Annotated in this window: 13 protein-coding genes; 5 read left to right on the forward strand and 8 right to left on the reverse strand. The window is 34.0% G+C overall.

The window, feature by feature from the left end; all coding sequences use genetic code 11:
* Positions 1 to 133 precede the first annotated feature (133 nt).
* The 3 genes from DM444_RS00960 to gcvT all read right to left on the reverse strand — a co-directional run bounded on the left by DM444_RS00960 (position 134) and on the right by gcvT (position 4,510).
* Entirely contained in the window at positions 134 to 847 is a 714-nt protein-coding gene (locus DM444_RS00960) for a YebC/PmpR family DNA-binding transcriptional regulator (RefSeq protein ID WP_026729302.1), read from the reverse strand.
* A 346-nt stretch (positions 848 to 1,193) separates the two neighbouring features.
* Complete coding sequence (locus DM444_RS00965; protein ID WP_111283142.1) at positions 1,194 to 3,227, reverse strand: S41 family peptidase; 2,034 nt, start codon at positions 3,225 to 3,227, stop codon at positions 1,194 to 1,196.
* 200 nt (positions 3,228 to 3,427) lie between these two features.
* Positions 3,428 to 4,510: a glycine cleavage system aminomethyltransferase GcvT gene (gene gcvT / locus DM444_RS00970; RefSeq protein ID WP_111283144.1), complete on the reverse strand. Its 1,083-nt coding sequence runs from the start codon at positions 4,508 to 4,510 to the stop codon at positions 3,428 to 3,430.
* Positions 4,511 to 4,767: 257 nt separating this feature from the next.
* Here gcvT and DM444_RS00975 point away from each other — a divergent pair, with 257 nt between their 5' ends.
* The 3 genes from DM444_RS00975 to DM444_RS00985 all read left to right on the forward strand — a co-directional run bounded on the left by DM444_RS00975 (position 4,768) and on the right by DM444_RS00985 (position 7,102).
* Positions 4,768 to 5,616 carry an NAD(P)H-hydrate dehydratase gene (locus tag DM444_RS00975; RefSeq protein ID WP_111283146.1) on the forward strand — a complete coding sequence of 283 codons (849 nt, stop codon included), beginning with the start codon at positions 4,768 to 4,770 and terminating at the stop codon, positions 5,614 to 5,616.
* A 333-nt stretch (positions 5,617 to 5,949) separates the two neighbouring features.
* On the forward strand, positions 5,950 to 6,729 hold the full coding sequence (locus tag DM444_RS00980) for a HipA family kinase (RefSeq protein ID WP_111283147.1): 780 nt from the start codon (positions 5,950 to 5,952) through the stop codon (positions 6,727 to 6,729).
* Positions 6,719 to 7,102, forward strand: coding sequence for a DUF3037 domain-containing protein (locus tag DM444_RS00985; RefSeq protein WP_111283149.1), 384 nt, complete (start codon positions 6,719 to 6,721; stop codon positions 7,100 to 7,102). Before DM444_RS00980 ends, DM444_RS00985 begins: the two co-directional genes overlap by 11 nt.
* A gap of 335 nt (positions 7,103 to 7,437) precedes the next feature.
* Here DM444_RS00985 and DM444_RS00990 read toward each other — a convergent pair whose 3' ends face one another.
* Positions 7,438 to 8,553: a pectate lyase family protein gene (locus tag DM444_RS00990; protein WP_111283150.1), complete on the reverse strand. Its 1,116-nt coding sequence runs from the start codon at positions 8,551 to 8,553 to the stop codon at positions 7,438 to 7,440.
* 236 nt (positions 8,554 to 8,789) lie between these two features.
* Here DM444_RS00990 and DM444_RS00995 point away from each other — a divergent pair, with 236 nt between their 5' ends.
* Positions 8,790 to 9,362 (forward strand): Crp/Fnr family transcriptional regulator, encoded by a 573-nt coding sequence (locus DM444_RS00995; protein ID WP_111283152.1) that lies wholly within the window; start codon positions 8,790 to 8,792, stop codon positions 9,360 to 9,362.
* 277 nt (positions 9,363 to 9,639) lie between these two features.
* Here DM444_RS00995 and DM444_RS01000 read toward each other — a convergent pair whose 3' ends face one another.
* Both DM444_RS01000 and DM444_RS01005 read right to left on the reverse strand, forming a co-directional pair.
* Positions 9,640 to 10,188 carry a HutD family protein gene (locus tag DM444_RS01000; RefSeq protein ID WP_111283154.1) on the reverse strand — a complete coding sequence of 183 codons (549 nt, stop codon included), beginning with the start codon at positions 10,186 to 10,188 and terminating at the stop codon, positions 9,640 to 9,642.
* Between the two features lie 184 nt (positions 10,189 to 10,372).
* Entirely contained in the window at positions 10,373 to 10,879 is a 507-nt protein-coding gene (locus DM444_RS01005; RefSeq protein ID WP_111283156.1) for a GNAT family N-acetyltransferase, read from the reverse strand.
* A gap of 155 nt (positions 10,880 to 11,034) precedes the next feature.
* On the opposite strand from DM444_RS01005, the gene DM444_RS01010 reads away from it, so the two are divergent.
* Complete coding sequence (locus tag DM444_RS01010; RefSeq protein ID WP_204251655.1) at positions 11,035 to 11,805, forward strand: hypothetical protein; 771 nt, start codon at positions 11,035 to 11,037, stop codon at positions 11,803 to 11,805.
* Between the two features lie 165 nt (positions 11,806 to 11,970).
* Here the strand turns inward: DM444_RS01010 and DM444_RS01015 are convergent, their stop codons facing one another.
* Positions 11,971 to 12,204: a hypothetical protein gene (locus DM444_RS01015; RefSeq protein ID WP_012024635.1), complete on the reverse strand. Its 234-nt coding sequence runs from the start codon at positions 12,202 to 12,204 to the stop codon at positions 11,971 to 11,973.
* Positions 12,188 to 12,712, reverse strand: a complete 525-nt coding sequence (locus DM444_RS01020; RefSeq protein WP_111283158.1) for a hypothetical protein — start codon at positions 12,710 to 12,712, stop codon at positions 12,188 to 12,190. The genes DM444_RS01015 and DM444_RS01020 overlap by 17 nt, the downstream gene beginning before the upstream one ends.
* Positions 12,713 to 12,763 lie beyond the last annotated feature (51 nt).

Consider the following 12,763-nt stretch of genomic DNA (forward strand, 5'->3'; position numbering starts at 1 on the left):
ATAGCGCAATTCTTGATCTTTTTCCATAATGATACTTTTTGTGTATCGCTATTTCAGGACAAGACATAGTATCAATAAAAAAAAGCCCTAGAAAAAATCCAGAGCTTTTTTAAAATATGTTTTTATAGAAAGACTATTCTTCTTTCATTGTATGATAAACGTTCATAACGTCATCATCTTCTTCGATTTTCTCGATTAATTTTTCAACGTCAGCGATTTGAGCTTCGGTTAATTCTTTTGTGATTTGCGGGATGCGCTCAAAACCAGAAGATAAAATTTCAAGACCTCTGTTTTCTAATTCTTTCTGTAAAGCACCAAAACTTCCAAAAGGAGCATAGATTAAGATTCCGTCTTCATCTTCAAAAACTTCCTCAGCACCAAAATCAATAAGTTCTAATTCTAATTCTTCAGCATCAAGACCATTATTTGCAATTCTGAAATTACAAGTGTGATCAAACATAAACTCAACAGAACCTTGAGTTCCCATTGTTCCGTTACATTTGTTAAAATAACTACGAATGTTTGCTACAGTCCTGTTATTGTTGTCAGAAGCAGTTTCGATCAAGATAGCGATTCCGTGAGGAGCATATCCTTCAAACAAAATCTCTTTATAGTTAGCAGTATCTTTATTACTAGCATTTTTAATCGCGCGCTCCACATTGTCCTTAGGCATGTTAGCAGCTTTCGCGTTTTGTATAACAGCTCTTAATCTAGAATTGGCATCTGGGTTAGGACCACCTTCTTTAACAGCCATTACGATATCTTTACCAATTCTGGTAAATGTTTTGGCCATTGCAGACCAACGTTTCATTTTTCTTCCTTTTCTAAATTCGAATGCTCTTCCCATTTCTAATTTTTAGTTTTGTGATGCAAAAATACGGTTATTCCTTATTTTTCCAAAAACAAAATTGTTCTTTTTTGTTTCAGTTTTAAGGTTTAAAGTTTCAGGTTTCAAGTTACTTGGTTTGTGTTGAATTTAACCGCAAAGTTCGCAAAGTTTTTTTATTTAAGATTACGCTTATAAACACAAAGCTCGCAAAGCTAAATGGATAAAGCTTTGCGAGCTCGTTTATTTTGTAAATTAACTTAAAAATTTCTTTGCGTAAACCTTTGCGCACTTTGCGGTAAAAAAACTTCTCATACAGTTAAACCTGAAACCTGAAACCTGAAACCTGAAACCTGAAACAAATCCCTTATTTACTCATCCCATTAAACTCGTTTATAATATTTACGGCTTCGTTCAGGTATGGATTGGTTTTGAGATTATCCATTTGATATTGGTTAATCGCTTTTTCATTTGAAGCGCCAAGTAAAAACTGATTAATACTCGAATTATAAACATCCAGTGGATTATTCTCGTCATTAAAAGTATTAATCTCTGTCCAAAGAGCATTAAGCGTTTTTTTCTGTTTGAAAACCGCATCTAATGTCATCGGAATTTCAGACTTTGGAGTATTTACAATCTGATCTATTTTAAGGTTGATCTTTTTGATATTGTTAAAAAAGTAATTATCTGCAAGTCTATCTGAACTGTTTTTGGCAATTTTATCAATCAAATTTCGCTTTACATACGTTTTATATTTTAAGAAAGGCTCTATACTATCGTTTTTAATAGCAGTCGGAAAATCACTTTCTTTCTGATAAATATCCTCATAAAATTCAGGAAGGACAACATCTGGTTTTACACCAAAATACTGATGGCTTTTTCCTGTAATTCTATAAAATTTATTAATCGTAATTTTTAAGAAATCCGTATTTTTCTCTTCGTCAAGCGGAAGAATAGTCTGCATTGTCGCTTTCCCAAGTGTATTGCTTCCTAACAATAAAGCACGATTATAATCCTGCATTATAGAAGAAAAGAATTCGCTTGCCGAAGCCGTATTGCTGTTAACCAAAACGACAATTGGACCTCTATAAATAACACCTCTAAAAGGGTCATTTATAACCGATTTCTCTTTTTTATTATCAATTACAATAGAAAGCGGACCGTAATCTACAAACATTCCGGCAAGTTTTATAGCTTCTTCCATAGAACCGCCGCCGTTGTCAATAAGATCAATTACAAGACCTTTAATATTATCTCTTTGGAGTTTTATAACTTCGCGTGCGACATCATCAGCACAGCCTTTTCTGCTGTTTCCATCTAAATCTGCATAGAAACTTGGAATTTTTATGTAGCCAATTTTATTGTCCTTGCCAATAATGAAACTGAAAACAGAATTATCTTCATCTTTCATCATTTGCTTTTCGATGTAAACATCAAAACTTTTACCCGAATTACGTTTTAAAGTAAGTGTAATATGTTTGTTGTTTTCAGATAAAATCATGGTAGAAATAGACTCTAGCGAAGCACAAGAAACTTGAAGGGTTTCTTTTTGATTTGAAATCGAAATAATCTGATCGCCTTTTTTTATTTGTCCAGTTTGATATGCAGGACCATTTGGATCTACTTCATCAATGATAATTTCGTTTTTCTCATTCAAATTAACCGTCATTCCAAGCGATAAATGTTCTTTTGATAACGAAGCCACAAAACTAGTTTTAGAATCATCACTAAAATAAGCCGTATGAGGATCAAAATAAGTACAAAAGAAATTGTATAACTTTTCTTCCTGTTTAGCATTGCTTTCTAATAAAGTCGTAAAACGGCAAATTTCATTTGAGACAATTCTATTTTTTGAAGCTTGTTCAATGGTCTTAAAATTAGCTTTTATGGAATCTAAATCTTCACTTGTTTCAGCAATATCGTCTAAAATTTGATAACGCAGTTTTTTTACCCAAACCTTTTCGATGTCTTCTTTTTTAAGATAAAAGGCAAAAGACTTTTTATAAAAACGAATCGTATCTTTTTTATTGTAATCAATAGGCAGAGTCTGAATTTTTTCTAAAACTTTTTTAGTTCGTATAAGGCCATCGACATATTTCGCTTTAATTTCACTAAGAAAACTGCAGTCATTCTTTAAAATTAAATCATCAAGATTGTAACGGTATTTTTGAGCCAATTCATCGTATTCGCTCTTAAAAAAGATATTGCGCGAAGGATCCAGATCGTTAATGAGATTGTCAAAAACGAACACAGATAAGCTGTCATCAACAGGTTTAGGTCTAAGATGCTCTTTTTGAATAAGCGCATTTATTTTGTTTAATATTTCACAAGTTTCTGCGCTGTTCTGACCAAAAAAGACAGTTGATGTCAGCAAAAAAAGGAGTAGTGAAATCTTTTTCATAAATGGAAATTCGTGGGTTCATGATTAAAGTTACACTAATTTTTTTACAAATTGTAGTATTTTTATTGAAATATCGACGACAAAAAGTTTTTAACCGTTAAACGAACAGATTAAGAAAAGAATTAACCCGATTTTTTTCATTTTGAGACAAAAAAAAATGCATTACAAACGTAATGCATTCTTCAAATTATAGGTTTAAATTATTTCTTGTAAAAAGGTAATTTTACCACTTTAGCAGGAACATCATTTTTTCTAATTCTAATAAAAATATCACTGTCAACAGCACTGTTTGCAACAGTAACATATCCTAAACCAATTCCTTTATTCATAGAAGGAGACATAGTTCCAGAAGTTACAATTCCAATTACCGTTCCAGAGCCGTCAACAATTTCATAATCGTGTCTTGGCACTGCGCGCTCTTGCATTTCAAAAGCAACTAATTTTCTTGTAACACCAGCTTCTTTTTGCTTTTTAAGTGCTTCAGAATTTGTAAAATCCTTAGTGAATTTAGTAATCCATCCTAAACCAGCTTCAAGAGGAGAAGTAGTATCATTAATATCGTTTCCGTAAAGGCAGAATCCCATTTCTAAACGTAAAGTATCGCGTGCAGCAAGACCAATCGGTTGAATTCCGAAAGCAGCTCCAGCTTCAAAAACCTTGTTCCAAATTGCTTCAGCATCAGCATTTTTGCAATAAATTTCAAAACCTCCAGAACCAGTATACCCAGTTGCAGAAATAATTACATCACTAAAACCTGCAAAATCACCCACTTCAAAATGGTAATATGTAATCGCAGACAAATCAACAGAAGTTAAAGACTGCATAGCTTCAACCGCTTTTGGACCTTGAATTGCCAATAAAGAATATTCATCAGAAAGATTCTTCATATCAACTCCCAAATCATTGTGAGAAGTAATCCAGTTCCAGTCTTTTTCAATATTAGAAGCATTTACAACTAGCAAATACTCTTCCTCTTTCATTTTATAAATAATCAAATCGTCAACAATTCCGCCTTCATTATTTGGTAGACAAGAATATTGCGCTCTTCCAATTGTCAAAGTCGATGCATCATTTGAAGTCACTTTCTGAATTAAAGCCAAAGCATTTGGACCTGTCAACAAAAATTCACCCATATGCGAAACGTCAAAAACACCCACACCATTACGAACTGTTTCATGTTCAGCATTAACTCCTTCGTATGTAATAGGCATGTTATAACCTGCAAAAGGCAGCATTTTCGCTCCCAAACCCTCATGTATGTGCGTAAGCGCAGTATTTTTCATTGTGTTGTTATATAAAATTGTTCTGCAAATCTATTCAAAAAATATCGAATTAGAATGCCTTAAATTATAAATTTCGCAATAATCAGGAGCTATTTCCTGCTATCCGCTATATTCCCGATAAACAAAAACTACGGCTAAAGAGCCTTGTTTTTCTAAATCGGGAGATGCCGCTTCTATCAGGGCTAGGGCTGACAGTTTCAAAAAGAAAAATCATCTTCTCAATTTTTTACGTAATTTTATTATATAAAAGCATTCGAATGAAATCATCGCATTTAATTACAAAAGAAGAGATTCTGAAATTATACAAACCAATAGATTCCAAAGCACACAAAGGAACACAAGGTCATGCGGTGATTATAGCCGGAAGTTATGGCAAAATAGGAGCAGCAGTTTTGGCTTCAAAATCTTGTCTCAAATCAGGCTGCGGGCTCGTAACAACTTTTATACCAAAATGCGGTTATCAAATCCTTCAAATCTCCATTCCAGAAGTAATGACTGTAACCGATGAAAACACAAATTTCATTACCAATATTCATTTGCCATTAATCCCGCAAGCAGTTGGAATTGGACCCGGAATAGGGAAGGAACTTGGAACACAAAAAGCCTTATTTGAATTTTTAAGAGTCAACAAAGCGCCTTTAGTTCTAGATGCCGATGCCTTAAACATCATTTCTGAAAATTTATCCTGGCTGGAATTAGTTCCCGAAGACACGATTCTAACACCTCATCCAAAAGAATTAGAACGCTTGATTGGAAAATGGAATTCAGAAGCCGAAAAATTTCAAAAAACAATCGCTTTTTCAGAAAAATACAAAGTTATTATTGTCATGAAAGGCGCTCCGACATTCATTATAAATAGAACTTCGGTATACGAAAATACAACAGGAAACGCAGCTTTAGCAACCGCAGGAAGCGGCGACACCTTAACCGGAATCCTCACCAGTCTTTTAGCACAAGGCTACGAACCCAAATACGCTTCAAAATTTGGCGTCTACCTCCACGGACTAACAGCCGATTTAGCCTTGCCCAAAACGGGTTATGAGTCTTTTACGGCTTCTACTATTATTAAGTATCTTGGAAAAGCTTTTTTAGAATTAGAGAATTAGAGAATGTGTCAATTAGATAATTAGTTTTACGTTTTGTCACCCTGAGGAACGAAGGGTCACACAAGAAACTCCACACAGTAACCACAAAGTAATTCGCCAATCTTTGTCGAGCTCCTAGTGTGATCCTTCGTTCCTCAGGATGACAAGTCAAATGTTTTATTCTGCAATAAAAAACTTTGTGACCTTAAAAAAAGCAAAGCAAACTCAAAAAAACTCAGCGCTCTTTGCGTAAAACCTCCGTGAACTTTGCGCTACAAAAAAACTTCTCAGTTAGAAAAAAAATCTAAAATATACTCTCTACAATCTAAAATCAAAAATCATTAAGTTTGTAATATGAAAAATTTCGACTTAAGAACAGTAAACGTCATGCGATATATAGCGCCACTGCGCGAAGGCGGTTCTTTACCCGCTTTGGCAGAAGCCGATGACGACTTTAAATACGTATTAAAATTCAGGGGAGCCGGACACGGCGTAAAAGCCCTAATCGCCGAATTAGTAGGCGGACAAATAGCAAAAGCATTAAAATTACAATTACCAGAATTAGTATTCGCGAACCTTGACGAAGCTTTCGGGAGAACCGAAGGAGACGAGGAAATTCAGGATTTATTGCAAGGAAGTCAGGGATTAAACTTGGCACTTCACTTTTTATCTGGCGCAATTACATTCGATCCTGTTGTAACAACTGTAGATGCAAAATTAGCTTCTCAAATTGTTTGGTTAGATGCATATATCACCAATGTTGACCGAACTTTCAAAAATACGAATATGCTGATTTGGCATAAAGAATTATGGCTGATCGATCACGGCGCTTGTTTGTATTTCCACCATTCTTGGAACAATTGGGAACAGCACGCTAAAAGTCCGTTTGCGTTAATAAAAGATCACGTTTTGTTACCGCAAGCTTCACTTTTAAAAGAAGTTGATGCCGAATTTAAAGCGATTTTAACGCCAGAAATTTTAGAAGAAATTGTCAATACAATTCCATTAGATTGGCTGCAATGGGAAGACGCAGACGAAACTCCAGAAGGATTGCGAAACGTTTATTTGCAGTTTTTAAAAACAAGATTAGAGAATTCAGAAATATTTGTAAATCAGGCTCAAAATGCAAGATAATCACTTATACGAATATGCTGTGATTCGTGTTGTGCCAAGGGTAGAGCGCGAAGAATTCCTGAATATCGGAATCATTTTGTTTTGCAAAAAAGCCAAATTTATAAAGGTTCTTTTTCATTTAAATAAAGAAAAAATACAAGCCCTTTCTGCCGATTTCGACATCGAGCAATTAGAATGTAATTTAACTTCATTAGAAAAAATCGCCAAAGGAGCCAAAGACGGTGGTCCAATCGCCGAATTTGAGATTCCGGAACGTTTTCGATGGTTAACAGCTATAAGAAGTTCGGCAATTCAAACCTCAAGACCGCATCCAGGTTTGTGTCAGGATTTGGAAAAAACGATTCAACGTTTGTTTGAGGAGTTAGTGCTTTAAAAAAGGTACTGAGGTTCTAAGATGTTAAGGTTCTAAGGTTTTCTGTAGAGACGGACAGTGCGTTTGACATTGCGTAAAAAAATCTCGTAAAGGCGTGAAGTCGCAAAGTAATTTAACCATGTAGGTAATATAAATTCATTTTAGGTATAGCTTAGATTATCTTATATAACTTATATGGTAAAGAGAAAAAAAACTTTGCGACTCTGCGACTTTGCGAGATTAAAAAAAACTTAGCGTCTTTGTGTCTTCGTGGCAAATAAATAAAAAACCACGAACTGCATCGCTGCAATCCGTGGTTCTAACTAAAAACTAACTTACTTTTTATACTAATTCAATTAAAAAGATCCACAAACATTTCCGCCTAAAGTAGGTCCTGCATTTGCAGAAATATCAGCTTTAACGGCAGTTTTAGCCAATTTCACGATAGAATAAGGCGGAGTAAAAGCAGTACCGCTTCCTACTTGAGTTCCTGTTACACTTGTAAAAACATTATCTGTAGCTGTAACAGCAGTATAGCCTGTCATTAAATCGATTGGATTTTTTACACCTTCAAAAACGTTGCTTTCTACGCGAATATTTGCTTCAAATCCTGCAGCAATACATTTGTTGCTTACTGTACTGTTAAAGAAACTGTTTACAATATGCACTTGTCCAAAACGAACTCTAGGCATTCTTTCTTTACAGCCTGGAGCCCACCAGCATCTTGCAAAAGTGATTCTTAATTTGCCACGGTCAGCAGTTGCACCATCGCTTGAACCAATTAAATTTGAATATCTATGATCATCTGATCCTCCAGAACCACCTGCTTTTGGAGGTTTTAAATAGTGGAATTTAGAATACGTAACCGAAATATAATCAGATTTGTTTTTGATGTCGAAATTTCCGTCCACACCATCTCTAAATTCGCAGTGATCCACCCAAACATTTGTGCATTCATCCAGAATGGCATTATCCCATCCATCAGTATCATAAGCACCAGGACCTTCAAAAATCAAGTTTCTGATGATAATGTTTTTACATCTTTTGATGTTAATAATTCCAGAAGCATCTTTTGTCTGATTTGTTGAAACCAGTTTTGCACCGCTTGCCCCGTAAATCGTTTTTCCTGTTTGATCCTGAAATGACAATCTTGTAGTAACTGTGATTGTTCCAGAGACTTTAATCACTTTTACAGAAGTGTTCTCAATAGCCGATTTTAGCTGAGCGTAAGTTGTAACAGTAGTCTCGGCAGAAGATCCACCACCAGTTGTTCCGCCGTTTTGTGAAGCCCAACCTGGAACCTCAGCGCAGTTTCCGATTTTAGCAGTCGGGTTAGTTGCAGGAGTTTCAACTGTTGTTTCGTTTGTTTGGACACCTGCTTCTGTGTTTGAAGCAATTTCTTCAGAATTACATGCTGTAAATCCGAAAAGCAATGTTGCTGCGAACATTGAAAGTTTTGATTTTAAGTTCATAATAAGTTTGGTTATTTATAAAAGTTTAACAGCGCAAAACTCAGAATTATCTGTAGGAAAAAAGTTGAACAAGTTCAAACTTTCGGAAAAAATTCTACGAAATGTCTTTTTTTAACACTTGTTAATTTACAAAAATGCACAAATAGCGTATTTTTACGTAATCGATTACATTGATTAAGCCCCTAATTAATGATGAATGGATAAACAAACTTATTCCTTAAACAAAAACCACAAGAATGTACAACCTACTAAGAAAAAACATTGAGCGAAAGATTCCGCTCACTGATGAAGAATGGGACATTATTGTCTCAAAAGCAGAACTCATTAAACTTAAAAAGAATCAATTCCTACAAATTCAAAATTCGAACAACAGTTATGAAGGGTTTATTTTAAAAGGATCGTTCAAAACCTACATTTTAAACGAAAACGGAACTGAAACTGTCATTTTCTTCTCATTCGAAAACGAATGGATGTGTGATCTGGAAAGTTTTTATCACCAAAAACCAACCACCTACAACATTAAAGCAATCGAAGACAGTGAAATAGTAGTAATAAATAAAATGCAAAAAGCGTATTTATTTGCCGTAATACCAAAACTCATTAAGTTTCATGTTCTTATGATTGAACGTGCTAATGTTGCGATTCAACAGCGACTTTTAGATGTTCTTAATAAAACTTCGAAACAGCGTTATCTGGATTTTAAAGAGCGTTATCCGCAAAAGGTAAGTTCGATAAATAATAAGAATCTTTCATCGTATTTGGGCGTTTCGCACGAGTTTCTTTCGAAGATTAAGAGAACGGTATCTTAGTTTTTAAGGATCAAAGGTGCAGAGATGCAAAGTGACAAAGGTTTTTCTGTAGAGGCGCACTGCGGTGCGTCTAGGTATTTGCCACAGATTAAAGAGATTAAAATGATTTTTGTTTCACGCAGATTTTGTAGATTAAGGCAGATTTAATTTAATAAATGATCTATTTTAAATCTGCTTAAATTTTTTTAAATCTGCGTGAAAAATCTCTGCGACTTTGCGAGATTAAAAAATCTTCGTGCCTTTGTGTCTTCGCGGCAAAACGACTTAAAACAAAGAATTAAAAATCCAATATCCCAAACAGGCATTCATTAGAAAAATGAAGCATTACATTTTCCTTTTTTGGATTTTCAATAACCAATAAATCATAAGGTTCTAAATGGTGTGCCTTTTCATTAATTGAAATAGCTGTTGCATGTAAAGAAAATAAAATTACTACGTCAGCATTACAATTCTGATTACTATTGGCTATTTCCAGTTTATGATGGGATATTTTTTCAGAAACCATCCAATTAAAATCAATGCCTTTTGTGAAAGAAGTTACATCATCATCCGAATGAAATTCCATGATTTCATATTTCTCATATACCTTTTTTTCTTTGTTTACCTCAACATCTAAGCCATTATCGAGCATAACGAGATATCGGTAATAACCTTTAAATTTGGTAAACTCTGAAGGCGTTTGCTCTATTGTAGCACTACTTATTCTAAATACAAAATCTCTATCGGCATAATTTGCGGTTTTTGGATAGATCATATATTCGTATGTCAATCCGCCACTCCAAATAGAGGGGTTAGTGTTTTTTTTAGAGAAAAGCTGTATGTTCATTTATTGAATATTTTAATGATTTATTCTCATTTTTTGTCCTCCTGAGCGATCCCGAGGCTTCGGGAGAAGGATCACAAGTAGCTCGACAAAGAAAAAAAACTTTGCGACTTTACTCCCGATAGCTATCGGGATTGCGAGATTAAAAAAACTTCGTGTCTTCGAGCCTTCGTGGCAAAAGAAAAACTTAAATACTTTTCTCTAAATATATAAATTCCAAAGGCTCTTCAGAAACTGTAACATGAATTTCACTTTCAGGGAAAGCCTCACGTTTTCCTGTATCTACATAACCATGACGTTTGTACCACGCCACAAGCTCTTCGCGAACTGAAATTACCGTCATAATAATACTCGATAAACCTAAAGATTTTGCATGATTTTCGGCTTCAGCCAAAAGTTTTTTTCCGATTCCGCTGTTTTGAAGTTCTGGAGAAACGGTTAGCATTCCTAAATACAATTGATGTCCTTTTTCAACCAATAAAACTGAACCAATTATTTTGTCATTCTCTGTAAATTTCAGAATTGTATTTTTTGGATCAAGAAAGATTTCGGTCATTTCCTGCTCGTCGGTTCTTTTTCCTTCTAGTAAATGCGCTTCAGTTGTCCAGCCTTTTTTTGAGGTTTCTCCTCTGTATGCTGAGTTAATTAAGATGGTTAATGCTGGAATGTCTTCTATTGTTGCTTTTGTAATCATATATTGTTGTAAAAGGTGAAATGTAAAATGTGAGTTGTAAAATGTGAGTTGTAAAATTACAATTTGATGTGAAATGAAAAGAAGTTTTTTGATTTATGTAAGTAAATATTTAAATAAAAATATTGAAATTTGTATAGAACACAAAATCAATAAGTATGAGCAGAATACACTTGTTTGAATTTGAAGATCAACAATGGCTTCCAGAGTTTATTAGAAATTATATGACTGATTTTTTGCAGTTTCTTTCGAATAAAACTGCCATGTACAAAGGCATTGTTCCTGTAATTGAAAAAGCTTTAAAAGAAACCCAAACCAATCAAATTATAGATTTAGCTTCGGGTGGCGGTGGTGGACTGATTTGGCTGAATAACGAATTGCGAAAAAATAATCCCGATTTAAAAATTCTATTGACCGATTATTTTCCTAATATTCCAGCATTTGAACATACACAAAAACAAGCAGATAATTTCGATTTTGTAAAAACCTCTGTTGATGCCAGAAACGTTCCTGAAAACTTAAAAGGACTTCGAACCCAATTTTTATCCTTTCATCATTTTAAACCGAAAGATGCACAGCAAATTCTGCAAAATACGATTGATAGTAATAGTTCCATCGCGATTTTTGAAGGGCAGGAGAGAAGCGTTCCAAGTATTGTAGCGATGATATTGTCGCCGATTTCTGTTTTGCTGACAACGCCTTTTATAAGACCGTTTAAAATTGGCAGAATCATTTTTACGTATTTAATTCCAATTGTGCCCATTTTGGTTTTGTGGGATGGTGTGGTTTCTTCTTTAAGAACCTATTCTGTTGAAGAAATGAACGAATTGATTTCTAAATTAGAGAACAAAGACAGTTTTAATTGGGAAGTTGGAAAAGTAAAATCTGGACCTGCAAAGATTTTGTATTTGTTGGGAACTAAAAAATGAATTGCCTACAGCTTTAGCTGTAGGAGTAAAGTATATTAGAAAAAGGCTTTAGCCTAATCTTTCGTGCATTTTTGGCTAAAGCCTTTTACTATACAAAACTAAACCTCCAGCTAAAGCTGGAGGCAATTGATTTTAATATTGTGCGCATTTGCTAGCGCGAGAGAACTAATTATTTTTCTGTGATTCAATCAAATCTAAACGATTTTTGATTCGTTCAATAATATCTAAATCATTGTCACCATGAATATCTCTGATATTATAATTCGGATTTCTTGGGTCTGTAGTTTTCTGAAATTCATTAATATTAAGATTGAACAATGCCTGTCCAAATCTCTGACTTGGATTCTTTTCCAAATAAGATTCTAGTAACTCAAGGATAAGTTTATGTTCTTGTTTCATCTGAATTATTTTCACTTAAATCTTCAAAAAATTGTATGGGATCATTTAAAAATCTTGTAGCATTTGAGGCTTTAATACTTTTGAAAATATCCTCTAAATTTGGTTTAAAAATTTCTCCCTTTAAATCAATTAAAATGAAGTGATTTTTTTTGCAAAGATTTAAAATAGATTGCAAAACGTCAGTAATATTGGAAGCTTTTCTTAAATCAATTCGAAATTGAAAACTTTCAATTTTTGATTTATCATCGCTTAAACAAATACAGGCATCATTATCTTCATCCTTATTTCCATTTCCTTTCCAGTTTAAATAAGTCTCATTTCCCCAATTAGCTTTAGGGATAATTTTGTCAAGTTCAGAGATAATTGAAGGAATATCGCCATTAAAGCTATTCCAAAAAGAATCAGTTTCTGGGAGAAATTCTGTTTTGTTATTTTTAAAAATACATTCGTAATTGCTATCAATAGAATCTTCAGGAACTACGATTAAAAGATATTGCCAAACTGCCATTTTACGATAAGATTAATAATTGATAATTACTCTCGAGGCTAATATAGAAAA

The organism is Flavobacterium ginsenosidimutans (genome assembly GCF_003254625.1).
Classification (GTDB): domain Bacteria; phylum Bacteroidota; class Bacteroidia; order Flavobacteriales; family Flavobacteriaceae; genus Flavobacterium; species Flavobacterium ginsenosidimutans.